This window comes from Nonomuraea sp. NPDC050643 (assembly GCF_040654715.1).
GTDB lineage: Bacteria > Actinomycetota > Actinomycetes > Streptosporangiales > Streptosporangiaceae > Nonomuraea.
The window spans coordinates 24,333-46,518 of sequence record NZ_JBFAIM010000019.1 but is presented as its reverse complement, the minus strand read 5'-3'; the positions used below and the strand labels follow the sequence as shown (position 1 = coordinate 46,518).

Sequence of the window (22,186 nt, the reverse complement as noted above, 5' to 3'; positions counted from 1 at the left end):
GACAAACCCCGGGTGACGGCCGTGCGGGCCGCACCGGGCCCCAGAGAGCCCGCCAGAGGCCTCCAGGAGCTCCAGGTACAACGACAGCCCCGCCGCAGGGCCCACGACCGGCCCAGGCGGCGGGCTCAGGGAGTGGTGTCCGGCTCGTAGTGGGCGCGCAGGCGGGACAAGGCCGGTTCCGCGGCGCCCAGGTGCTCCAGGCCCAGCAGGGCCGCGCCCATGATCGGTGGCGCGTCGGCCACCACGAGCTTGGCCCGGGGCGCCCTGAGCGCGAACCCCGTGTCCAGCAGCGAGGTCATCAGCGGATCCCGGGCCCTCAGCAGGCCGCCGCCCAGCACCACCTCCGCCGGCGTCTCCAGCAGGCCGAGCCGTCGCAGGCACACCTCGGCCAGCACGATCACCTCCTCCGCCTGCCGCTCCACGAGCGACCTGGCCACCGCGTCCCCGTCACCGGCCGCCGCCAGCACGCCGGGCGACAGCTCGTGCAGCCGCCCCTCGTCCACGTGGCCGAAGTGCAGGCCGAGCACGAGGTCCGCCACCGTCGCCATGCCGAAGTGGGACGTCACCAGCCCGGTCAGGGCGGTCGGCACGCCCCGGCCGTCCTCGGCGCGGGCCGCGTGCCACAGCGCCTCCTCGGCCAGCCCGTGCCCGCCGCCCCAGTCGCCGCTGATCCGGCCCAGCGCGGGGAAGCGGGCCACCTCGCCGGTGGGGGAGACGCCGACCGCGTTGATGCCCGCACCGCACACCACGGCCACCCCCCACGCGGCCGACGCGCCCGCCCGCAGCAGCGCGAACGTGTCGTTGCGCACGACCACGTCCGCGCCGAACCCGCGCGCGGCGAACTCCCGCGCCAGCGCATCCTCCTCGACCGGCAGGTCCGCACCCGCCAGACAGGCCGACACATGGTCGAACGCAGGACCGGACGCGGGGCCCGACGCAGGGGCCGACGCGGTGTCGAAGGAGGTGTCGAAGGAGGTGTCGAAGGAGGTGTCGAACGCCGGTATCCCGTCGGGGAGCGCGGCGCGCACCACGTCCACCGCCGTGGCCACCCCGTCCCGCTGCGGCGCGAACGGCCCCGAGCGGCCCGTGGCGACCACCTGCCCGTGTTCCGACACCACCGCCACATCGGTCTTGCTGTTGCCGCCGTCCACGGCCAGCACGAACCTGGTGCGCGCCACTAGCCCACCGTCCACGGCAGGTGCGCCCGGTTGGCCTCCAGCAGCGCCCCGGTCAGCTCCCCGGCGACCTCGTCCTGCCCGACCAGCGGATGGGCCAGCAACGCGTCGTGCACCCGGTCCGCGCCTCCGTGCAGGGCCGCCTCCAGGGCGAGCGTCTCGTACGCCGACACGTGCGCGATCAGCCCCGCGTACAGCGGCTCCACCGGCCGCACCGGCAGCGGCACGGCCCCCGACGCGGTGATGGTCGCGGGCACCTCGATGACCGCCTCGTCGCCCAGGAACGGCAGCGTGCCGGCGTTGCGCACGTTCACCACCTGCGCGTCACCCCGGTCGCCGAGCAGCGACGCGATCAGCGCCACCGCCGCCTCCGAGTAGAACGCCCCGCCCCGCTGGGACAGCAGCTCGGGCTTGGTCACCACCGCCGGGTCCGCGTACAGCTCCAGCAGCCGCGCCTCCATCGCCGCCACCTCGGCCGCCCGCGACGGCTTGGCGCGCTGCTCGCGCACCACCGCGTCGTGGGCGTAGAAGTAGCGCAGGTAGTAGGAGGGCACCACGCCCAGCCGCCGCAGCAGCTCCGGCCGCAGGCCCAGGCTCTCAGCGATCTCCGGGCCGTGCTCGCGCAGGAGCGCGGGCAGGACGTCCTCGCCGTCCAGGTGGACCGACCGTACCCAGGTCAGGTGGTTGAGCCCGACGTGGCCGAGCGAGATCCGCGCGGGATCGGCGCCCAGCCAGGAGGCGAAGCGCCGTTGCATGCCGATCGCCACGTTGCACAGCCCGATGGCCCGGTGCCCGGCGTCGAGCAGCGCCCGGGTCACGATGCCGACCGGGTTGGTGAAGTCCACGATCCACGCCTCGGGCGCCAGCGAGCGCACCACCGAGGCGATCTCCAGGACGACCGGGACCGTGCGCAGCGCCTTGGCCAGCCCGCCCGCGCCCGTCGTCTCCTGCCCCACACACCCGCACCGCAGCGGCAGCGTCTCGTCCACGTCACGGGCCGCCTGGCCGCCCACCCTGAGCTGGAACAGCACCGCCCGCGCCCCCGCCACCCCCTCGGCGACCGACGACGTGGCCAGCACGCGGGCCGGATGCCCGGCGTGCGCCAGCATCCGCCGCGACACCCCCGCCACCAGCTCCAGGCGCGCGGCGTCCGGGTCTATCAGGGCCAGCTCCGTCACGGGCAGCTCCTCGCGCAGCCGCGCGATCCCGTCGACCAGCTCAGGCGTGTACGTCGAGCCGCCCCCGACCACGGCCAGTTTCAACCCTTCACTCCCGTCAAAGTAACGCCCTCGATGAAGACTCGCTGGGCGAAGAAGAACACGATGATCACCGGTGCGGTCACCAGCAGTGTGGCGGCCATGGTCAGGTTCCACTGCACGCTGTGGAACGCCTTGAACGTGGCCAGGCCGAGCGACAGCGTCAGGTTCTCCTGCTCGACGCCGGCGTACAGCAGCGGCCCGTAGTAATCGTTCCAGCAGTAGAAGAACTGGAACAGGGCCACGGCCGCGATCGCCGGGCGGGCCATCGGCAGGATCACCCTGAGCAGCGTCATCAGGTCCGAGCAGCCGTCCACCCTGGCCGCGTCGGTGTAGTCGCGCGGGATCGTGATGAGGAACTGCCGCAGCAGGAAGATCGAGAACGCGTCCCCGAGCAGCAGCGGCAGGATCAGCGGCCACAGGCTGTCGGTCAGCCCCAGCCGCGCCCACACCAGGTAGATCGGCACCGCGATGACCTGCGGCGGCAGCATCATGGCGGTGACCACCAGCAGGAACGCCGCCCGCCGCCCCCGGAAGCGGAACCGGGCCAGCGCGTAGGCCACCGGCACCGACGACAGCACGGTGAACAGCGTGCCGAGGCCCGCGTACAGCAGCGTGTTGCCCGCCCAGCGCAGCAGCATCGACTTCTCGATCACCACCGCGAAGTTCTCCCAGTTCCACTCGCGCGGCCACAGGTCGCTGGTCAGCGCCTGCTCGTCGGTCATCAGCGCGGTCAGCGCGATGAACACGACCGGGGCCAGGAACATCAGCGCCAGCGCGATGGCCAGCGCGTGGGTGGCGATCCACAGCAGCATCCGCCGCCGGCGGGCCCTGGTCCCGCCGCGCCGCGCCGCGGGTGCGACGTGCCGTGGCGGCGCGGTGATCGTGGCGCTCATGAGGCCTCCTCGGCCCGGCGGAACTGCCGCAGCAGGATCAGGGTGAAGACCATCGAGGTGGCGAACAGGAGCAGCGCGAGCACGCACGCGTACCCCATGGAGTAGTCGCGGAAGCCGGCCTGGAACAGCCACTGCGGCAGCGTGAGCAGCGACTCGTCCGGATAGCCGGGGGAGAACGTGCTGCCCGCCGAGTCGGTCGCGCCCGACGCCACGCGGGAGGCGATCATCGCCTGCGTGAAGTACTGCAGGGCGTAGATGACGTTCGTGACCAGGCAGAACATCAGCACCGGCGAGATCATGGGCAGGGTCACGCTGCGGAACTGCCGCCAGGGGCCGGCGCCGTCGATGGCGGCGGCCTCGTACAGGTGCTTCGGCACGTCGAGCAGCGCCGCCATGAAGATCACCGCGAGCTGGCCGCAGCTCCACAGCGACAGCAGCGTCAGGCTGGGCTTGGACCAGGCCGGATCCCCGAACCAGTCGGGGCCCTGGATCCCGAACAGGGCCAGGAACTGGTTCCACGGCCCCGTCGAGGGATTCAGCAGGAAGACGAACGTGATCGTGCCCGCCGCCACCGGCACCAGCGACGGCAGGTAGAAGATCGTCCGCAGCAGCCCGGCCCCGGCCTTGAGCCTGATCACGAGCTGCGCCAGCGCCAGCGAGAACAGCAGGGTGACCGGGACCATGATGAGCACCAGCCACAGCGTGTTCCGCGCCGAGGTCGCGACCCGGGGGTCCTCGAGCAGGTAGCGGTAGTTGTCGAGGCCGATGAACTCGAGGGTGTACATGTCGTAGCGGTGGAAGGAGAAGTACACCGTGGACAGCAGCGGGTAGACGAAGAAGATCGACACGCCGGCCAGCCACGGCGACAACCACAGCAGGGCGCGCAGGCCCTCCCGGCGCCGCGGCGGGCGCGGCGCCGGAAGGACCGGCGAGGAGAGGGCCACCTCAGCCCCCGGAGAGCTTGAGCTTGTCGTTGATCTGCTTGTCCACGCCCTTCAGCCCGGCGTCCAGATCCGCCACTCCGCCCTTCTCCCACTTGGCCATGAACGCCGCGAACGCCTCCTGGTTGAAGACGCTGTTCACGCTGGCGGGCAGGGTCGAGGTCTTGGGGTGGGCGAAGATCTCCAGGAACGTCGCGAAGTTGGCGTCCTTGGCCAGCTCGGGGGAGTCCATCGACGCCCTGGTCGTGGGGACGTTGCGCAGGGCGTTCGACAGGGTCACCAGCGAGCCGGTGTCCGTGGTGAGGTGCTTGATCAGCTCCCAGGCGTGCTGCGGGTGCTGGGCGCCCTTGGGCACGCCGATCACGGTGCCGGCGGTGAAGCCGCTGCCGTACAGGTCGGGCTTGGCGTCGGCGACCGGCAGGGGAGCGGTGCCGTAGTCGAGGTCCTTCGCCTCATTGGCGATCATGGCGTTACGCCACTCGCCGTCGAGGATCATGGCGACCTTGCCCTTGAAGAACGGGTGCTCGGCGCTCCACTCGTCGCCCAGGCTCTTGCGGAACTTCTCCAGCTTGTCGTAGCCGTACCAGTCGACGAGCTCCTTCTGCCAGGTCAGCAGCTCCTTCCAGGCAGGGTCGGAGCCGATGGCCGAGGTGCCGTCGTCGTTGTACCACTTCGCGCCCACCATCGGGCCGAGGTGACTGGGGCTGTTCTCGTAGTACTGGACGCTCGGGATGAAACCGGCCACCTTGATCTCGCCGTTCGCGTCGCGCATCGTGAGCTTCTTGGTCAGGGCGGTCAGCTCGGCGAGCGTCTTGGGCGGCTGCTCGCCCTTCATCAGGGCCTTGTTGTAGTAGAGGCCGTACGCGTCGGCCAGCAGCGGCAGCGTGCACTGCTTGCCGTCGAAGCGCGTGTAGGAACGTGCCACCTCCGGCAGCACCGTCAGGTCCACGCCGTCCTGCTCGATCACCGGCGTGAGATCCTGGAACGATCCCGACCTGCACCATTGGGCGACGTTGTCGGTGGTGAACGAGGCCGCCACGTCCGGCGCCTTGCCGCCGCGGATGGCCTGGGTGATCTGATCGTCCTGGACGCCCTTGACGGCCTTGACGGTGATCTGCGGGAACTTCTGCCGGAATCCGGCGATGGCCTGCTCGAACGCCTTGACCTCGGCGTCGGTGGAGAAGCCGTGCCACAGCTCGATGGTGGCGGCAGGCAGGGCCTGCGTGGCCGCTCCCGAGGGTCCTGCGGGCTTGGCGCCGAGCGACGGCCCGGCCTCCTTGTTCGCGGTGCAGGCGGTGCAGGCGGTCAGCGCGAGTGCCGCGGCGACCGCGAGATGGACGAAGCGCACGGGGGGTGCCTCCTGTCGTCGATCACGACGGAACGGTGGAACGGTGGAACGGACGACCTCTCATCACGAATGATCAAAAGAGCTCTGACTACGACGGGACGGTCGAGCTGAACACCTCGTCGCGCACGGCGGCGAGGGCCAGGTCGAGGGCGCCGGCCAGGACCGGGTTGCCCTCCACGCTCGACAGGCGGACGCGGGGTTGGGGGATGGTCAGCGCGTGCAGCTCGTGCTCGACCAGCTCACGCAGGGTCTCGCCGCCCGACAGCACGACGCCGCCGGTCAGCACGATCAGCCCGGGGTCGACGACGGAGGTGATGGCCGCCAGGCCCACGGCCAGGCGGGCGGCGATGTCGCGCAGCCCGGCCCTGGCGTCGTCGGCCTTCTGCCCCGTGCCCTCCGCCGCGCGTACGGCGTGGGCCACGGCGGTGCGGAAGTCGGCGCCGCGCACGCCGTACGAGCGCAGCAGCTTCAGCACCGCCGGCCCGCCGGTGAGCGCCTGGTAGCCGTGGTTGGCGTAGCGGCCCGCCTCACGGGCGGTCTGCGCGCCCGGGGTCGGCATGTAACCCACCTCGCCCGCGCCGCCCGTGGCGCCCCGGTGTATGTGGCCGCCCAGCACGATGGCCGAGCCGATGCCCTCGTCGGCCCACAGCAGCACGAAGTCCCGGTGGTCCTGGGCGGCACCGTGCGCCTGCTCGGCCACCGCGACCAGGTTGACGTTGTTCTCCACGTCCACCGGGACGCCGAGGCCGGCACTGAGCGCCGGCACCAGGTCGGGGATCTGCCAGCCGGGCACGTCCTTGGCGGCGGCGTAGCCGAGCCGGCCGGTCGAGGGGTCGATCGCGGCCTGCACGCCGATCACGACCCGCCGCAGCTTGTCGGGGGGCTCCGTGCCGAGCAGCGCGGTGTTGAGCCGGTCGACCAGCTCGCCGTGCGGCCGGCGCGGGGTCGGCAGCGTGTGCTCGCTCACGACCGTGCCGGTGAGGTCGGCCACCTTGGCCTCGATCCGGTCGGGCGTCACGTCGAGCGCGCCCACGTACGCCGCCGCCGGGTTGATCCGGTAGACCTCCGCCGTACGCCCCGGCAGGCCCTCCCTGATGCCGTCGAGGACCACCAGGCCGGCCTCCTGGAGACGGGCGAGGAGCTGGGAGGCCGTCGGCTTCGACAGGCCGGTGAGCGCGCCGATCTCGGGGCGGGTCAGCGGGCCGCGTTCGAGGAGTGCCAGCAGGGCCGCGCGATCATTGATGGCGCGTAGCAGACTAGGGGTCCCCGGCACCGGACCGCTCACGGCGAGCTCCTTCATCAGGGTTAGGAAACTTTCCTAACTCGGGATGACCATAAAAAGACCCGCGGGTCACGGTCAAGGGGCGAAACCAAGACGTGACCGAACGCGGGAACAGGGACGAAGCCGAGGAAAGGGGGAATGTGATGAGAGTGCCTCGACAGGCATGCTAATGTCGTCGTTTGTCGTAACAACAAGCAGAATGGCCCGGAGTGTCCCATTAACCACAATAATGGTCAGGCGGCAGCGCGTCAAACGGAGCTCGCCAGGGAGCAAGACTACGTCACCCGCCTCTATGACCGCCTCGACACGCTGCGCGAGCGGACCCAGCGGCAGTTGAAGGAGGTTCTCGCGGCGGGCGCAGTCGGCACGATGCAGAACAGGTCCGAGCGTGACACGTTCGCCGACATGTACGCCAGCCGGCTCGCCCGGCTCTGGGCGGTCGAACGCGGGCTGGTCTTCGGCCGGCTCGACCACGTCGACGAGGGCCGGCTCTACATCGGCAAGCTCGGGCTCACCGACGACGAGCAGCAGCGCCTGCTGATCGACTGGCGGGCGCCGGTGGCACAGCCGTTCTACCGCGCGACCGCGACCGCGCCCATGGGCGTGACCAGGCGCCGGCACCTGCAGACCAAGGGGCGCGCCGTGGTGGGCGTGGACGACGACCTGCTCGACCTCGACTCGCTCACCGACGACGACCGGGCCACGCTCAACGGCGAGGCGGCGCTGCTGGCCGCGCTCGACGAGCGGCGCACCGGCCGCATGCGGGACATCGTCGCCACCATCCAGTCCGAGCAGGACCGCGTCATCCGCAGCGACCTGAACGGCGTCCTGGTCGTGCAGGGCGGCCCCGGCACCGGCAAGACGGTCGTGGCCCTGCACCGGGCCGCCTACCTGCTCTACACCCACCGTGAGCGGCTCGAGCGGCGCGGCGTGCTCATCCTCGGGCCCAACCTCACGTTCCTGCGCTACATCGAGCAGGTCCTGCCCTCGCTGGGCGAGACCGACGTGCTGCTGTCGACGGTCGGCGAGCTCTATCCAGGGCTGACGGCCACCGTCAGGGAGCGGCCGGAGGTGGCCGCGCTCAAGGGCGACCTGCGGATGGCCGAGGTGATCGCCAGGGCCGTGCGCGACCGGCAGCAGATCCCGCGCAAGCCGATCGAGCTGACCATCGGCCGGATCACGCTCACCATCGACCGTTCCATGCTGGAAGGGGCCAGGAACAAGGCCACGCGCTCGCGCCGGCCGCACAACCAGGCGCGGGCGGTGTTCGTACGGTCGCTGCTCAACGGGCTGGCCCGGCAGCAGGCCCGCAAGATCGGCAAGGGGCTCATCGACGACGAGGAGCTGGCCGACCTGCGGGAGGAGCTGCGCACCGAGACGGTGGTCAAGTCGGCGCTGAACCGGCTGTGGCCCTACCTGACGCCGCAGCGGCTGCTGCTCGGCCTGTACGGCTCCCCCGAGCGCCTCGGCTACGCGGGCTCCGCCCTGACGCCCGAGGAGCGGGCGCTGCTGCGCCGCGACGGCGGGGAGTGGACCGAGTCGGACGTGCCGCTGCTCGACGAGGCGGCCGAGCAACTCGGCGAGATCGACGAATACGTGCTGCGGGCCAGCGCGATGCAGGCCGAGGAGGAGCTGGCCGCCGCGCGGCAGGCCGAGGAGCGCGAGCGCGAGGCCGAGCTGTCCTACGCGCGGGAGGTGCTGGAGCTGACCGGGCTGTCCGACGTCGTGGAGGCCGAACGGCTGGCCGAGCGGCAGCGGGGCGATGGGCCGTACCTGACGACCGCGGAGCGGGCCGCGGCCGACCGCACGTGGGCGTACGGGCATGTGATCGTGGACGAGGCGCAGGAGCTGTCGCCGATGGCGTGGCGGGCCGTCATGCGCCGCTGCCCGACGCGGTCGATGACGATCGTCGGCGACATCGCCCAGACCGGATCGGCGGCCGGGGCGCGGGCGTGGGCGGAGGTGCTGGACCCGTACGTGGCCGGGCGCTGGCGCCAGGAGCGGCTGAGCGTCAACTACCGCACACCGGTGGAGCTCATGGTCGTGGCCGCCCGCGTGCTGGCCACCATCGACCCGGCGCTCGAGGCGCCCACGTCGGTCCGCGAGCTCGGCGTGGAGCCCTGGGCGGCGCCGCTGTCGGCGCTGCCGGAGCTGGTCAAGGCGGAGGTCGGCGAGGGCGGCAAGCTGGCCGTGGTGGTGCCGGACGCCCTGCTGCCCACCCTCGGCCCGGAGATCGCCGCCGCCGTGGCCGGAACCGTGGTGGTGGCGCCCGGGGCCGGGCGCGCGCGGGGGGCGGAGGCCCTCGACGCGCCGGTGGCGGTCATGGGCGTGACGGACGCGAAGGGGCTGGAGTTCGACTCGGTGATCGTGGCCGAACCCGACCTTATCGCCGTTCAGTCGCCGCGAGGGCTCAGCGACCTGTATGTTGCTCTGACACGCGCGACGCAACGGCTCGGGGTCGTTCACGAGCGGCCGCTGTCACAGGCTCTGCAGGGCTTGCCAAGCCGCTCTTAGGCCCCCGCAAATGTGCTTCGACCGGCTTTGCTGGCACTGGTCGAAGATGTCCCACCTGCGGAAACTTGATGTTTCTGCTGATCGGGACACGGTTGACATCTGAGGTGGAGTCGGTAGTTTGCTGCGCAGTCCAGCACGGGACTTGGCCGGTTGGCCGTCTCTGACATCGTCGGATCCTGCGTCCGTGACGGAGCGTGACTTCGTCCACACAGCCAGGTGCAGGGCCGTCGGTCCGTCGAGTCGGGGCACCCCAACCGGGCGGGGGGTTGGACCCGGGACGGGTCCGGGAGCCCAGTAGACAACGGAATTCCGCGCTCGCCGCCGACGAGACGGGTCCGGTCCGAAGGGTTTCCGGGCCCTCTTCCCGCTCTCGTGCGCTTGGATCGCCATTGCGCCGGGTGGTCCCGTCGGTCGCGGGATCACCCTGTCGCCCCTGCCCGTGATTTTTGGATCTTCGGGTGCCGCGCTGGCATGAGCGCGGCCTGGGGGCGGTAGCGTTTTCGCTAGCAGGCGTGCGATGTGGCGAGGAGACCGTCGGAGTGGTTCAGGACAGGATGGGCCTAGCCCCCACCGCCGGGCGCGACTCGACCCCGGCGGCCGATTCGCCGCCGTCGTCCGTCACCCCCGGCGAGGCCGACCCCGCCGACGTGCCTGCCGTTCCTACCTCTGCGGCGTCCCCGGCGCCCACGTCCGACGCGGCCCAAGCGCCCGACGCGACGCCCTCGCCCGACGTGACGCTCCCGTCCGACGCGGCGCTCTCGTCTGATGTGGTGCTCTCGTCCGAGGCTGCCGGTTCTTCCCCTGCGGACGCCTCCGAGGCCGGGTCTGAGGGGGCCTCCGTCCCCGTCTCCGAGAAGGCGGCCCCCGGTGGGGGCGAGGAGCCCGCGGGCGCCGCCGGCAGCCCGTCCGGGGGTGAGGTGCCGGGCGGACGTGGCGGCGCGGCGGGGGAGCGGCCCGAGGCGCGCTGGGTGCTGGGGGCCAGGGTCCTGGCCGCGATCGCCGGCGGACTGGCCCTGTACGCCGCCTTCCCACCGCTCGACTGGTGGCTGTGCGCCCCGCTCGGCATCGGGCTGATCATCGCCTCCCTCCGCGGCACCAGGCCCAGGCGGGCCGCCTGGCTCGGCTACCTCGCGGCGCTGGTGTTCCTGCTGCCCGCCCTCGCCTGGGTGCGCACCATCGGCGACGACGTCTGGGCCATGCTGGTCGCCACCGAGAGCCTGTTCTACGCCGCCATGGCGGCCCTGGCCGCGCTGGTGTTCAGGCTGCGCTGGTGGCCCCTGTGGTTCGGCGGGTTGTGGGTGGCCATGGAGTGGGCACGCGGGCTGGTGCCCATCGGCGGGTTTCCGTGGGCGCGGGTCGCCTTCAGCCAGGGCGAGTCGCCGTTCACCCCGTACGCCGCGCTCGGCGGCGCGCCGCTGGTGTCGTTCGCCGTCGCCGTGTGCGGCGGGCTGCTCGCCCATGCCGCGCTGACCCGGTCCGCCCTGCTGCGCAGGGCCGTGCCGGTGGGGCTGGCGCTGGTCGTGCCCGTGCTGGGGCTTCTGGTGCCCAGGCCGGGCGACGAGGGGCGTGCGGTCAACGTCGGCATCGTGCAGGGCAACGTCCCCGGCCGTGGCATGAACGTGCTCGGCGACGAGCCCGCCGTCGTGCTGCGCAACCACGCGAACGAGACCAAACGGCTGGCCCAGGCCGTACGCGAGGGCAGGCTCCCGAAGCCCGACCTGGTCGTCCTGCCGGAGAACTCCACCGACATCGACCCCTACCGCGACGCGGTCGCCCGCGAGATCATCCACGACTCCGTGAAGGACGTCGGCGTGCCCACGCTCGTCGGCGCCGTCGTGTCGATCGGCGACGAGCACCGGGCGACCCGTAGTCTCGTGTGGGACCCGGTGACCGGGGCCGGTGACTACTACGACAAGCAGCGGCTGGTGCCGTTCGGGGAGTACACGCCGTTCAAGGAGATCGTGCTGGCCCTGTGGGAGCGCGCGGGGCTGGTCGGCCGGCAGTCGGTCCCCGGCGACAAGCCGGGCGACCTGAAGCTGGGACCGGTCACGGTCGGCGCGGTCAACTGCTACGAGGTGGCCTACGACGACACCGTGCGCGACACCGTGCGCGCGGGCGGCACCCCCATCGTGGTCCAGACGAACAACGCCACCTACGCGCTGTCCAACCTGCCGCCGCAGCAGCTCGCCATGTCGAAGCTGCGGGCCGTCGAGCACAACCGGGCCGTCGTGACCGCCGCCACCACCGGGATCTCCGCCTACGTGACTCCTGACGGTAAGGTCTCCTGGCAGACCCGCGAACTCGTCGCGGACATGAACGTGGTCAAGGTGCCCGTACGCACCCAGGAAACGATCGCCACCAGGGTCGGGGCCCTGCCGGAATGGGCATTGATGATGATGGGAGTGGCGGCGGCCGGAGTCGCCGCGTGGCGTGGCAGGCGGCGCGACCGTACAAGGGCGACCGGATGAGGAACGACTGATGATGGAGACTCTCGGCCGGGTGCTCGTCGTCGTGCCCACCTACAACGAGCGCGACAACCTGCCCCTGATCGTCGAGCGGATTCGCGCCGCCGTGCCCGACGCCCACGTGCTCGTGGCCGACGACAGCAGCCCTGACGGCACCGGAGAGGTCGCCGACGCGCTGGCCGACGGCGACGACAAGGTGCACGTGCTGCACCGGCCCGGCAAGCAGGGGCTCGGCGCCGCCTACATCGCCGGGTTCCACTGGGGCCTGGGTGAGGGCTTCGACGTGCTGGTCGAGATGGACGCGGACGGCTCGCACCAGCCCGAGGAGCTGCCGAAGCTGCTCGAGGCGCTGGCCGACGGCGCCGACCTCGCGATCGGGTCGCGCTACGTGCCCGGCGGCAGGGTCGTCAACTGGCCGCAGCGGCGCGAGCTGCTGTCCAAGGGGGCCAACCTCTACACCCGGGTCATGCTGGGCCTGCCCGTGCGCGACGCGACCGCCGGGTTCCGCGCCTACCGCGCCGCCACGCTGGAGAAGGTGGGCTTGTCCGGGGTGGAGTCGCAGGGCTACTGCTTCCAGGTCGACCTCACCCTGCGCACCTCCAGGCACGGGCTGCGGGTGGTGGAGGTGCCGATCACGTTCGTGGAGCGGACGGTCGGCAAGAGCAAGATGAGCGGCAAGATCATGTCCGAGGCGCTGTGGCGGATCGGGATGTGGGGGGTCACCGGGCTGCCCAAGCGGTTCAAGAGCGGCCGCCGCGACCGTCCCTGAGGCAGGATCAGGGGGATCCCCGACGTCCAGGACGGAACGCTCGCGGTGTGCCGGGCGTTGTTCCTGCTGTAACGCGCGTACGCGGAATCGAGGAAACGATGCGGCTCCTGCTCTTCCTGGCCTTCCTGGTCGTCCCCGTCCTGGAGATCTGGCTGCTCATCCAGGTGGGATCGGTCATCGGGGGGCCCGCGACGGTCGCCCTGCTGATCGCCGACAGCCTGCTGGGGGCGTGGCTGGTGCGCCGCGAGGGCCGCAGGGCCTGGCGGGCGCTGCAGGACGCCCTGCAGTCCGGCCGCATGCCCGACCGTGAGCTGGCCGACGGCGGCCTGGTCCTGGTGGGCGGCGCGCTGCTGCTGACGCCGGGCTTCTTCACCGACGTGTTCGGGTTCCTGTGCATCCTGCCGTTCACCCGGCCGTTGATGCGCCGCCTGGGCTCGTGGTTCTTCGAGCGCCGGGTCAAGAAGATGGCCGCCGCTTCGCCGTACGCGCACCTGTTCCCGCCGTCCCCGGGGAAGGCCCCCGGCGCCGGTGGCGCGCCGCAGGGCGGCCGGGTGGTGCACGGCGAGGTCATCCGCGAGGAGCGCGACTCCTGAGAGCGGCGGGCGCACCCACGGCCCCGGCGTCCGATGGCGCCGGGTGAGCTGAGAAAAGGAAAGAAGACCCCCGGGCTCAGCCCGGGGGTCTCTCACCGTGAGAAGTTGTCAGGCGCTCTTACGTCGCTGTGCCCGCAGGACTGCGAGCCGCTCGTTGAGCACCTCCTCAAGGTCTTCGATGGACCTCCGCTCCAGGAGCATGTCCCAGTGTGTCCGCGGGGGCTTCGTCTTCTTGGACTCCGGCTGCTCGCCGTCCACGCGCACCGCGGTCACACCGCACATGCGGCACTCCCAGGTCGCGGGGATTTCGGCCTCGGCGGCAAGCGGAACCTCGAAACGATGGCCCTTAGGACAGGTGTAGGACACCTCCTGGCGCGGGGCCAGATCCGTGTTACGGTCGTTCTCGTAGCTGGTTGCCCCGAGCCGGGTGCCACGAAGCGCGCGCTCGCCCATGTCTCAATGCCTCCTACAGGGCCCCCTTGCGTGGGGGGTCTGTCTCCCACGGTGTCTAACGCTTGATACCGTGATGGGATTCCCACCTGCGGGGTGATCCAATCGCGCTTGGGGCCTCAGTTCTTCACACGATTGCCGATCATGCGCTTGGCCAGGGGTTGCGCGGTTTCAGCGATCTGCCCGGCCGGTCGGCCGGCTTTCTGAAGAAGCGCCGCCGCCATCCAGAGCCCGCCGATCATGATGAGCGCGCCGTGGGCGACCCGCAGCGGGTACGGCCCGAAGAACTGCGGGATGAACAGCACGAAGCCCAGCGCCGTCACCGTCGCGCTCCAGCGGTGCAGCGTGCCCGAGCGCCAGACGGCGATCGCGGCCATGACGGACCCGGCGGCCAGGAGCAGCAGGCCGGTGGCGAACATGGTGACCGCGACCGGCCCGTACCTGAACTCCTCGGCCAGTTCCATGAGCGCCGGCGCCTGGTCGCGCAGGGAGCGGACGGCGATCACGTTGAGGCCGAAGTCCTCGGCGCCGTAGTACGGCAGCGTCAGGCCCGCGCCCACCCACGTCACCACCGCGGCCCGCAGGGACAGCCGGTCGCCGAGCACCTGGTGCAGGCCGAGGACGGCCAGCCCGAACAGGATGAACCCCAGCATGGCGGCCGCGTGGCCGGCCACCCACGCCGTGGAGGCCATGGCGGTGGCGTCGTCGCCGGAGGGGCGGATCGCGGGATAGAGGAAGAACAGGACGCCGCCTGCGGCGAAGGCGGCTGAGGTGAGCTTGGGGGACATCGGTGCTCCTTGGAGAGGGCGTCGCTCTGCAGCGAGAGCAATGCTCTCGCTACAGGTGCATCTCTGTCAAGAGCAGTGCTCTCTCCTTGGATCGTCGCCCTCTCGTGCGGACGGGGTTTCGGCCTCCTGCGGACGGGATTTCCGCCGAAGCGGGCGCGGTCAGCGGTGATGGGTGGAGCCGGTGGCGGTGGCCGAGCCGGCGGCGGCGGGTGGGTCGGTGGCGGGGGTGGAGTCAGCGGCGGCGGGTGAGGAGGGGGACGAGGGTCTTGTCGCCCAGGCGGGTCATCGCGGCCAGGGGCTTGACGGCGGCGGCGACGAGCAGGGGGAGGCCGGGCCGGCCGGTGGCCCGGGCCATACCGGGGCCGAGGGCGGCCATCATCGCGGTCAGGGCGGGCAACGGGCGGATCCACATGGTGACCTCCGTGATCAGCCCGTTGGCGCCCACCTCCACCATGGCGGCCTCGTGGATCTCCTGCCGGCCCAGGCGGGCGGTCCCCGTCAGCGCCCGTGTCCGACCGTCGCCGATGTCGGTGTGGTAGCGCAGGTCCGACAGGACGTCGAAGACGACGGAGAACAGTTCGCGCACCTGCTGCCTGCCGCGGAAGTCGGCGGTGCCGCTGAGGGGCGAGTGGAAGACCACGTCGTCGGCGAGCGTGGCCATGAGCGCGTCCAGATCGTGCCGCTCGCCCGCTCGCCGATACGCCGCAGCAGGTGAGTCCTGAATGTGAACTGTCATGGGTTCACTTTATCAACCCACTATCCTGGGTCCATGAACAGGTTCGGTGAGATGCACTGCTCCATCGCCCAGGCCGTCGGCGTGGTGGCCGAGCCGTGGACGCCGCTGATCCTGCGCGACCTGTTCCTGGGGCTGCGCAGGTTCGACGACCTGGCCGAGGACCTGGGGATCTCGCGCAACCTGCTGACCCGGCGCCTGGAGCATCTGGTCGCGGCCGGGGTGGTGGAGAGACGGCCGTACCAGGAGCGGCCGGTGCGTCATGAATACGTGCTCACCGAGGCGGGCCGCGACATCGTGCCCGCCCTCCTGACGCTGATGGCCTGGGGCGACCGCTGGTCCACGCCGCCCGGCGGGCCGCCCGCGCTGCTGGTGCACTCCTGCGGCGAGCCCTTCACCCCGGTCGTCACGTGCCCGCACTGCGGCGGCGAGGCCACGGCCGACACGGTGACGGCCGTACGCGGCCCTGGGGCGGCCCAAGGGCCCGGCACGATGCTGCTGGCGGCCGGCATCGGCCCGGGCGGCGGCTGAGCGTGCGAACGGCCCGCCTCCGGCTCGGCCAAGGGCGAGAGCCGGAGGCGGGCCGGAAGCGGGCCGTGCGGCCGTGCGGTCAGAGGCGCTCGGGGACCTCGTTGCCCGCCGCGCGGATCGCCTTGGGCAGGTTCGTCATCGCGAGCAGGATGAACCCGATGACAAAGAAGATGATCATCGACAGGATCGCGATGCGGTAGCTGTTGGTGAACTGCAGGGTGATCGTGATCGTCAGCGAGCCGATGAACGCCGACCCCTTGTCGCTGATCTGCAGCAGGCTGAAATACTCCGCCTCCCGCCCCTTCGGGATCACCTGCGAGAACAGCGAGCGCGACAGCGCCTGCGTGCCGCCCAGCACGATCGCGATCGCGAACGCCATCAGGTAGAACTGCAGCGCCTGCCCCTCGCCGACGAACATGGCCATCGCCACGATCACCGTCCACAACACCAGGCTGGCCAGCACCGTGCGCTTGGTGCCGAAGCTGCGGGCCGCCCGGCCCAGCAGCAGCGCCCCGAAGAACGCCACGAACTGCACCATGAGGATCGCGGTGATCTGCACGGTCTGGTCCAGCTTGAGCGCCTCGGAGGCGAAGGCCGCGCTGTTGCCGATCACCGTCTGCACGCCGTCGTTGTAGACCAGGTAGGCCACCAGGAACAGTAGCGTCAGCGGATATTTGCGCAGTTCGGACAGGGTGCGGCCGAGCTGGCGGAAGCTGCCGCCGACCGAGCGCAGCGCCGTGCTCTCGTGGGCGGGCACCGGCCGGTTGCGCAGCCGCAGCAGCGGGATGATCGTGAACGTGGCCCACCACAGCCCGGCGGACATCATGCAGATCCGCACCGCCATGCCCTGGGTCAGGCCGAGGCTCTCGTACTGCAGGTAGAGCACCAGGTTGAGGGTCAGCAGCAGGCCGCCGCCCAGGTAGCCGATGGCCCATCCGCGTGAGGAGACCGCGTCGCGCTCCTGCGCGGTGGAGATCTGCGGCAGGAATGAGTCGTAGACCACCACCGAGGAGCCGTAGGCCAGGTTGGCGAGGATGAACAGCACCCCGCCCAGCAGGTAGCGGTCGCCCTCGACGAAGAACAGGCCCATCGTGGCCAGCGCTCCGATGTAGGCGAACACACCGAGCATCTCGCGCTTGCGGCCGGTGTGGTCGGCCAGCGCGCCGACGATCGGCAGGAACACGATCTGCAGGAACACCGCGACCGTCATGATCAGCCCGAAGAACGCGGCCGGCCTGATGTCGGCGCCGAGCACGTCCACGTATCCCAGGCCGGGGTGGTCGACGGCCAGCTTGTCGAAGGTGTCGACGCAGGTGCCGGGGGCGACGTCGGGGAAGTCCTTGGCGCAGGCCGCGGTCTTGGCGACCGGGATCAGGTAGGGGCCGAGGAAGACCGAGATGATGGTGGTGTAGAAGGCGGAGTTGGCCCAGTCGTAGAAATACCAGCCGCGCTGCTCGCGCCGGCGCGCTGTGGGGGAGTCGTCGAGGGCCGCGGGGGGTGCGGTTCGGGGCATGGGTCGGGTCGCTCCTCTTGCGACTTGTACGGCAGGTCAGGCGGCCATGCGGCCGGGATGCCACTGGCCCCGGCGTTCGAGCACGCCGCGCAGGCCGGTGACGTTGTCGGTCATGATGCCGTCGACGCCCAGGTCGAGCAGGTGGTCCATGCGGGCCGGGTCGTTGACGGTCCACACGTGCACCTGCATGCCGATGGCGTGCGCCGTACGGATCAGGCGCCGGGTCGTGACGCGCAGCCCGCGGAAGCCCACGGGCACCTGCGCGCAGGGGACACCGGCGCGCGACAGGCGGGCCAGCAGGCGGCCGTAGCCGGAGGTGGCCGCGGCGGCCCGCAGCGCGGCGACGCCGCGGGGCCCGAGCGCCGAGCACACCTCCTTGCCCAGCGCCGCCCTGGCCAGGACGAGCCGCTCGTCGGAGAAGGAGGTCAGGCAGATCCGGTCGTAGGCGTCGGTGCGCCGGATCGCCTCGGCCAGCGGGGCGATGGCGGCCGCCTCCTTGACGTCGATGTTGAAGCGGATCTCCGGCCAGGTGCCGAGCAGGTCCTCCAGCAGCGGGATCTCGTGCACGCCGCCGATGCGGGCCTGCCTGACCGCCCGGTAGGGCAGCTCGGAGATGCGGCCACGCTGGTCGGTCACGCGGTCGAGCGTGTGGTCGTGGAAGGCGACCAGCACGCCGTCGGCGGTGGCGTGCGCGTCCGTCTCGAGATAGGTGTAGCCGAGCTCGACCGCCCGCTCGAAGGCGGCGACGGAGTTCTCCGCGCCTTCCGCCGCTCCGCCACGGTGTGCGAAGGGCAGGGGGCCCGGGTGATCGAGGAAGGCGAATCGGCGGCTCAGCACGTTTTGGAGTATGCCCTTCGTGGGGGAACCCGTGGGTGAACGCTGCGGTTACGAATCGGGGAGATTCTCCCATTCCTGGCGGCGGGCCTCGGACAGCGCGATGGCGGCGGCCACCGCCACGTTGAACGAGCCGACCCGGCCGACCTGCGGGATGTAGCAGACGCCGTCGACGGCGTCGAGCAGGGCGGGGGAGCAGCCGTGGTCCTCGCTGCCGACCACCAGGCACACGTCGCGGTCGAGGTCGGCCTTGTGCAGGGGCCGGGCCTCGCCGGTCAGCTCGATGGCCAGTACCGTGAAGCCGGCCTCCCTGGCCGCCTTGACCGCCTCGGTGGCCGGCACCGCCTCGTGCCAGTTCACCAGCCGCTCGGTGCCCAGCGCCGTCTTGCCGGCCTTGGGGTTGGTCGGCGGGGTGGCGTTGCCCGCCAGCCAGATGTCGTCCACGCCGAACGCGGCGGCGCTGCGGAAGATCGAGCCGATGTTGAACGGGCCGGTGACCGACTCGATGATCAGGCCGAGGCGGTTTCCGGTGTTCCTGCGCCAGGTGCGGTTGAGCCGCTTGACGTCGGTGGGGCGCAGCTGCCTTCTCATCGGGTCACCTTCAGGATGCGGTAGGCGGCTCGGCTGGCCTCGCGGGAGGCCTGCCAGCCCTGCTCGCCGAGCCAGCGCTGCAGGGAGTCGGAGCCGAGGTGTTTCTGGACGACCAGGTAGGCCACGCCGTCGGGCGTCAGCCGGGTGAGCCACCTGGTGAGCATGTCGTGCAGGGCCTGCTTCCCGATCCGGATCGCAGGATTCGACCAGATGGCCCGAAATCTCACTTCATCTGGCACATCGTCAATATGAACTGACCTTACTTTGTAAAGGCGCGCGGTCTGAGCGTTCCGCTCGGTCAGCTCCAGGCTGCGCCGGTTCACATCGACGGCCCACACGGTCGCCTCAGGCGCCCGCGAGGCCATGGTCAGCGCGATCGGCCCGTAGCCGCAGCCCAGGTCGAGCAGGTCGCCCTCCTGCGGCGGCGCCGGGACGCTCTCCAGCAGCACCCGCGTGCCGACGTCGACCCGCTCGGGCGAGAAGACGCCGCTGTCGGTCTCCAGCCGCAGGTGCAGGTCGGGCAGGACGAGATCGACCGAGCCCGGCCTGCTCGCGGTCTTCGGCTGCTCGGAGAAGTAGTGCGCCACGTCGCCAAACGTTACGGGATTCGCGAGCCGAACAAGACCGCGCAGCCCGACACCAGCAGCCCGGTCAGGATCGCGGCCACGATGAACCACTGGGTGATCTCCTGGTTGACCAGCTTGTAGCCGAGCGAGGTGCCGATCTGCTCGTAGACCTCGCGCAGTTCGCTGCCGGACTCGGCGGCGTAGGCCCGGCCGCTGGTGCCGTCGGACAGTGACTGCAGGGTCTGTTTGTTGACCGGGACGTTCACCGGGCGGCCGTCGATGTTGACGGTGCCCTCCTGGGTGCCGTACGCGATCGTGGAGACGGGGACGCGGGCCTGCTGGGCGGCCTCGATGGCCTCGTTGACCGAGCGCCCGGAGGTGTTGTCCCCGTCGGAGAGCAGCACGATCGCGGCGGGGGGCGGGTCGGTGGCGGCCTGCTGGTCGAAGGAGCGTACGGACTCCAGGGCGTTGAAGACGGCCTCGCCGATCGCGGTGCCGGGGCGGGTGGTGAGGTTGCCGATGGCGGTGATCACGGCCTGGTGGTCGGTGGTGGGGGAGATGACGACGTTGGCGGAGCGGGCGAAGGAGACCACACCGACGTTGAAGCGGTCGGGCAGTTCTCTGGCGAAGGCCTGGGCGGCGGCCTTGGCGGCGCTGATGCGGTCGGGCTGGACGTCGTCGGCGTCCATGGACAGGGAGACATCGAGGGCGATCATGATGGTGGCGCGGTCGCGTGGCACGCGTACTTCGTCGGCGGGTTTGGCGGCGCCGATGACCAGGAGCGACATCATGACGAGGAACAGGCCGGGGGCGACGTGGCGGCGCCAGCCGGGGCCGGCGGGGGCGACGAGGTTGAGCAGGGCCAGGTTGGTGAAGCGCACGGTGTAGCGGCGACGGGCGAACATGGCCGCGATGTAGCCGGCCACGAGCAGCAGCACCAGGATGAACAGCCACAGCCAGCCGGGGGCCAGAAAGGTCATGTGGCCCTCCGATGGGCGAGGTGGCTCATCCGGCGCTGGCGCAGGACGAACTGTGCGATGTCGAACACCCAGTCGCGGTCGGTGCGCAGCACGAGGTGGGCGACGCCGGCGCGGCGCAGGGCCAGGCGGGTGCCTTCGCGCTGCAGGGCGGCGGCCTCGGCGTACGCCTGCCGGATTTTGGGTGAAAGGTGCACTTCGCGTACGTGCCCGGTCTCGGGGTCGGCGAACGCGACGCGGCCCACGTCGGGCAGTTCGAGCTCGCGGGGGTCGATGACCTCGACGGCGAGCACCTGGTGGCGGGCGGCGAGGCGTCTGATGGGGCGCTCCCAGGGGCGTTCGGCGTCGGGGTCGAGGTCGGGGTGGGCGTCGAGGAAGTCGGAGACGATCAGCCGCATGCCGCGCCGCCTGCGGGTGGCCGACAGGACGTCGATGCCCTCGGCCAGGTCGGGCGGGTCGTCCACGACGCTGCCGCGCGGGGCGTCCATGAGGGAGTGCAGCAGGCCGTAGAGGGCGGGGCGGCCGGTGCGGGCGGGCATGCGGTGCACGTACTCGTCGTGCAGCACCAGGGCGCCGAAGCGGTCGCCCATCCGGCTGGACAGGAACCCGATGGCGCCGACGGCGGCCACCACGAGATCGCGTTTGTCAGTGTCGGCGGTGCCGAAGTCCATGCTGGGCGACAGGTCGGCCAGTGCCCAGGTTTCGAGCTCGCGGTCGGCGATGAGGTCGCGGACGTGGGGGACGGTCGTGCGGGCGGTGACCGCCCAGTCCATGCGGCGTACGTCGTCCTCGCCGGGGACGTAGAGGCGGCTGTCGCCGGCCTCGCTGCCGGTGCCGGGCAGCAGGCCCTGGTGGGCGCCGTGCAGCAGGCCGTCGAGCCGCCGGGTGACGGTCAGCTCCAGCCGCCGGAGCGCTTGTTCGGCTGTCGTGGTCAACGGTTCTGGTTCCAGACGACGAGGGGCGGGGGGACGGCCTGGAGGATCTGCTTGACGACCTGTTCGGGGTCGACACCGTCGGCCAGGGCGTCGAAGGTGAGCATGAGGCGGTGGGACATGACGTCCACGGCGACGTCGCGTACGTCGTCGGGCAGCAGGTAGTCGCGGCCGCGCAGCAGGGCCAGGGCGCGCCCGGCCGAGACCAGGCCCAGGGTGGCGCGGGGGCTGACGCCGATCTCGATGGTCTCGGTGAGGTCGGCCAGGCCGTATTCGGAGGGGGCCCGGGTGGACATGACGAGGCGGACGACGTAGTCGGCGACGAGCTGGTGGACCGAGATCTGCTCGGCGGCCTCCTGGAGGGCCAGCAGTTTGGCGGGGTCGAGCACCCGCTCGGGCACGGGCGGGGTGACGCTCATGCGGTGCAGGATCTCCAGCTCCTCGTGGGCGCTGGGGTGGGGGACGCGGACGCGGAACAGGAACCGGTCGCGCTGCACCTCGGGCAGCGGGTAGACGCCCTCCGACTCGATCGGGTTCTGGGTGGCCAGCACGATGAACGGTCTGGGCAGCGGGTGGGTGACGCCGGCGAGCGTGACCTGCCGCTCGGCCATCACCTCCAGCAGGGCGGACTGGACTTTGGCGGGGGCACGGTTGATCTCGTCGGCCAGCAGGAAGTTGACGAACACGGGACCGAGCTCGACGTCGAACTTCTCGTTGGAGGGGTGGAAGACGCGGGTGCCGACGATGTCGCTCGGCACGAGGTCGGGGGTGAACTGGATCCGGGCGAACGTGCCGCCCACGACGGTGGCCAAGGTGGAGGCGGCGAGGGTCTTGGCGACGCCTGGGACTCCTTCGAGCAGGCAGTGCCCGCGGGCCAGCAGGGCCACGATGAGTCTTTCGACCATGTGGTCCTGTCCGACGATGACACGCCGGACCTCGTCGAGACTTTGACGCAGCAGGGCGGCGTCGTTTCCGCCTGGCAACTCTTCGGCGACGCTCATGACGCCATTCCACCAAACGTGCCGCAAACGT

21 protein-coding genes are annotated in these 22,186 nt (G+C 71.2%); 5 read left to right on the top strand and 16 right to left on the bottom strand.

What is annotated here, in order from left to right:
- Positions 1-125 precede the first annotated feature (125 nt).
- The 6 genes from AB0I15_RS25960 to AB0I15_RS25935 all read right to left on the bottom strand — a co-directional run bounded on the left by AB0I15_RS25960 (position 126) and on the right by AB0I15_RS25935 (position 6,916).
- Positions 126-1,178 (bottom strand): BadF/BadG/BcrA/BcrD ATPase family protein, encoded by a 1,053-nt coding sequence (locus tag AB0I15_RS25960; RefSeq protein ID WP_358100473.1) that lies wholly within the window; start codon positions 1,176-1,178, stop codon positions 126-128.
- Positions 1,178-2,437 (bottom strand): 6-phospho-beta-glucosidase, encoded by a 1,260-nt coding sequence (locus tag AB0I15_RS25955; RefSeq protein WP_358100470.1) that lies wholly within the window; start codon positions 2,435-2,437, stop codon positions 1,178-1,180. Before AB0I15_RS25955 ends, AB0I15_RS25960 begins: the two co-directional genes overlap by 1 nt.
- Positions 2,434-3,327, bottom strand: coding sequence for a carbohydrate ABC transporter permease (locus AB0I15_RS25950; protein ID WP_358100467.1), 894 nt, complete (start codon positions 3,325-3,327; stop codon positions 2,434-2,436). Before AB0I15_RS25950 ends, AB0I15_RS25955 begins: the two co-directional genes overlap by 4 nt.
- A complete protein-coding gene (locus AB0I15_RS25945; protein WP_358100464.1) occupies positions 3,324-4,271 on the bottom strand; it encodes a sugar ABC transporter permease in 948 nt (315 codons plus the stop codon). Before AB0I15_RS25945 ends, AB0I15_RS25950 begins: the two co-directional genes overlap by 4 nt.
- A gap of 1 nt (position 4,272) precedes the next feature.
- Positions 4,273-5,616, bottom strand: a complete 1,344-nt coding sequence (locus AB0I15_RS25940; RefSeq protein ID WP_358100461.1) for an ABC transporter substrate-binding protein — start codon at positions 5,614-5,616, stop codon at positions 4,273-4,275.
- A gap of 88 nt (positions 5,617-5,704) precedes the next feature.
- A complete protein-coding gene (locus AB0I15_RS25935; protein ID WP_358100458.1) occupies positions 5,705-6,916 on the bottom strand; it encodes an ROK family transcriptional regulator in 1,212 nt (403 codons plus the stop codon).
- A 315-nt stretch (positions 6,917-7,231) separates the two neighbouring features.
- Here AB0I15_RS25935 and AB0I15_RS25930 point away from each other — a divergent pair, with 315 nt between their 5' ends.
- The 4 genes from AB0I15_RS25930 to AB0I15_RS25915 all read left to right on the top strand — a co-directional run bounded on the left by AB0I15_RS25930 (position 7,232) and on the right by AB0I15_RS25915 (position 13,239).
- Positions 7,232-9,412 carry an ATP-binding domain-containing protein gene (locus AB0I15_RS25930; RefSeq protein ID WP_358100455.1) on the top strand — a complete coding sequence of 727 codons (2,181 nt, stop codon included), beginning with the start codon at positions 7,232-7,234 and terminating at the stop codon, positions 9,410-9,412.
- A gap of 539 nt (positions 9,413-9,951) precedes the next feature.
- Positions 9,952-11,880: an apolipoprotein N-acyltransferase gene (lnt, locus tag AB0I15_RS25925; RefSeq protein ID WP_358100452.1), complete on the top strand. Its 1,929-nt coding sequence runs from the start codon at positions 9,952-9,954 to the stop codon at positions 11,878-11,880.
- Between the two features lie 10 nt (positions 11,881-11,890).
- On the top strand, positions 11,891-12,646 hold the full coding sequence (locus AB0I15_RS25920) for a polyprenol monophosphomannose synthase (protein WP_358100449.1): 756 nt from the start codon (positions 11,891-11,893) through the stop codon (positions 12,644-12,646).
- 98 nt (positions 12,647-12,744) lie between these two features.
- Positions 12,745-13,239, top strand: a complete 495-nt coding sequence (locus AB0I15_RS25915) for an FxsA family protein (RefSeq protein ID WP_358100446.1) — start codon at positions 12,745-12,747, stop codon at positions 13,237-13,239.
- Between the two features lie 108 nt (positions 13,240-13,347).
- Here the strand turns inward: AB0I15_RS25915 and AB0I15_RS25910 are convergent, their stop codons facing one another.
- The 3 genes from AB0I15_RS25910 to AB0I15_RS25900 all read right to left on the bottom strand — a co-directional run bounded on the left by AB0I15_RS25910 (position 13,348) and on the right by AB0I15_RS25900 (position 15,213).
- Positions 13,348-13,692: an RNA polymerase-binding protein RbpA gene (locus tag AB0I15_RS25910; RefSeq protein WP_125637410.1), complete on the bottom strand. Its 345-nt coding sequence runs from the start codon at positions 13,690-13,692 to the stop codon at positions 13,348-13,350.
- A 116-nt stretch (positions 13,693-13,808) separates the two neighbouring features.
- Positions 13,809-14,477, bottom strand: a complete 669-nt coding sequence (locus AB0I15_RS25905; protein WP_358100443.1) for a hypothetical protein — start codon at positions 14,475-14,477, stop codon at positions 13,809-13,811.
- A gap of 232 nt (positions 14,478-14,709) precedes the next feature.
- A complete protein-coding gene (locus tag AB0I15_RS25900) occupies positions 14,710-15,213 on the bottom strand; it encodes a nuclear transport factor 2 family protein (RefSeq protein WP_358100441.1) in 504 nt (167 codons plus the stop codon).
- Between the two features lie 33 nt (positions 15,214-15,246).
- Here AB0I15_RS25900 and AB0I15_RS25895 point away from each other — a divergent pair, with 33 nt between their 5' ends.
- Positions 15,247-15,741, top strand: a complete 495-nt coding sequence (locus tag AB0I15_RS25895; protein WP_358100438.1) for a helix-turn-helix domain-containing protein — start codon at positions 15,247-15,249, stop codon at positions 15,739-15,741.
- A 79-nt stretch (positions 15,742-15,820) separates the two neighbouring features.
- On the opposite strand, the gene AB0I15_RS25890 is transcribed toward AB0I15_RS25895, so the two are convergent.
- From AB0I15_RS25890 to AB0I15_RS25860, 7 genes are read right to left on the bottom strand one after another with little or no spacing between them, the layout of a single operon-like run.
- Positions 15,821-17,254, bottom strand: a complete 1,434-nt coding sequence (locus AB0I15_RS25890) for an MFS transporter (RefSeq protein ID WP_358100435.1) — start codon at positions 17,252-17,254, stop codon at positions 15,821-15,823.
- Between the two features lie 36 nt (positions 17,255-17,290).
- Positions 17,291-18,088: a glycerophosphodiester phosphodiesterase family protein gene (locus tag AB0I15_RS25885; RefSeq protein WP_358100896.1), complete on the bottom strand. Its 798-nt coding sequence runs from the start codon at positions 18,086-18,088 to the stop codon at positions 17,291-17,293.
- Positions 18,089-18,139: 51 nt separating this feature from the next.
- Complete coding sequence (locus AB0I15_RS25880; protein WP_358100432.1) at positions 18,140-18,679, bottom strand: TrmH family RNA methyltransferase; 540 nt, start codon at positions 18,677-18,679, stop codon at positions 18,140-18,142.
- Complete coding sequence (locus AB0I15_RS25875) at positions 18,676-19,266, bottom strand: methyltransferase (RefSeq protein WP_358100429.1); 591 nt, start codon at positions 19,264-19,266, stop codon at positions 18,676-18,678. The genes AB0I15_RS25880 and AB0I15_RS25875 overlap by 4 nt, the downstream gene beginning before the upstream one ends.
- An 11-nt stretch (positions 19,267-19,277) precedes the next feature.
- The gene (locus AB0I15_RS25870) at positions 19,278-20,225 is read right to left on the bottom strand and encodes a VWA domain-containing protein (RefSeq protein WP_358100426.1); all 948 of its coding nucleotides are present in this window, start codon (positions 20,223-20,225) and stop codon (positions 19,278-19,280) included.
- Positions 20,222-21,157: a DUF58 domain-containing protein gene (locus AB0I15_RS25865; RefSeq protein WP_358100423.1), complete on the bottom strand. Its 936-nt coding sequence runs from the start codon at positions 21,155-21,157 to the stop codon at positions 20,222-20,224. Before AB0I15_RS25865 ends, AB0I15_RS25870 begins: the two co-directional genes overlap by 4 nt.
- On the bottom strand, positions 21,154-22,155 hold the full coding sequence (locus AB0I15_RS25860; RefSeq protein WP_358100420.1) for an AAA family ATPase: 1,002 nt from the start codon (positions 22,153-22,155) through the stop codon (positions 21,154-21,156). The genes AB0I15_RS25865 and AB0I15_RS25860 overlap by 4 nt, the downstream gene beginning before the upstream one ends.
- Positions 22,156-22,186: the final 31 nt, after the last annotated feature.

What these genes read in the sequence shown, in the direction of transcription:
- AB0I15_RS25950 (WP_358100467.1), bottom strand. Translation starts at nt 3,327, where the DNA reads ATGAGCGCCACGATCACCGCGCCGCCACGGCACGTCGCACCCGCGGCG.
- AB0I15_RS25935 (WP_358100458.1), bottom strand. Translation starts at nt 6,916, where the DNA reads ATGAAGGAGCTCGCCGTGAGCGGTCCGGTGCCGGGGACCCCTAGTCTG.
- AB0I15_RS25920 (WP_358100449.1), top strand. Translation starts at nt 11,891, where the DNA reads ATGATGGAGACTCTCGGCCGGGTGCTCGTCGTCGTGCCCACCTACAAC.
- AB0I15_RS25915 (WP_358100446.1), top strand. Translation starts at nt 12,745, where the DNA reads ATGCGGCTCCTGCTCTTCCTGGCCTTCCTGGTCGTCCCCGTCCTGGAG.
- AB0I15_RS25910 (WP_125637410.1), bottom strand. Translation starts at nt 13,692, where the DNA reads ATGGGCGAGCGCGCGCTTCGTGGCACCCGGCTCGGGGCAACCAGCTAC.
- AB0I15_RS25905 (WP_358100443.1), bottom strand. Translation starts at nt 14,477, where the DNA reads ATGTCCCCCAAGCTCACCTCAGCCGCCTTCGCCGCAGGCGGCGTCCTG.
- AB0I15_RS25900 (WP_358100441.1), bottom strand. Translation starts at nt 15,213, where the DNA reads ATGACAGTTCACATTCAGGACTCACCTGCTGCGGCGTATCGGCGAGCG.
- AB0I15_RS25895 (WP_358100438.1), top strand. Translation starts at nt 15,247, where the DNA reads ATGAACAGGTTCGGTGAGATGCACTGCTCCATCGCCCAGGCCGTCGGC.
- AB0I15_RS25890 (WP_358100435.1), bottom strand. Translation starts at nt 17,254, where the DNA reads ATGCCCCGAACCGCACCCCCCGCGGCCCTCGACGACTCCCCCACAGCG.
- AB0I15_RS25880 (WP_358100432.1), bottom strand. Translation starts at nt 18,679, where the DNA reads ATGAGAAGGCAGCTGCGCCCCACCGACGTCAAGCGGCTCAACCGCACC.
- AB0I15_RS25870 (WP_358100426.1), bottom strand. Translation starts at nt 20,225, where the DNA reads ATGACCTTTCTGGCCCCCGGCTGGCTGTGGCTGTTCATCCTGGTGCTG.
- AB0I15_RS25860 (WP_358100420.1), bottom strand. Translation starts at nt 22,155, where the DNA reads ATGAGCGTCGCCGAAGAGTTGCCAGGCGGAAACGACGCCGCCCTGCTG.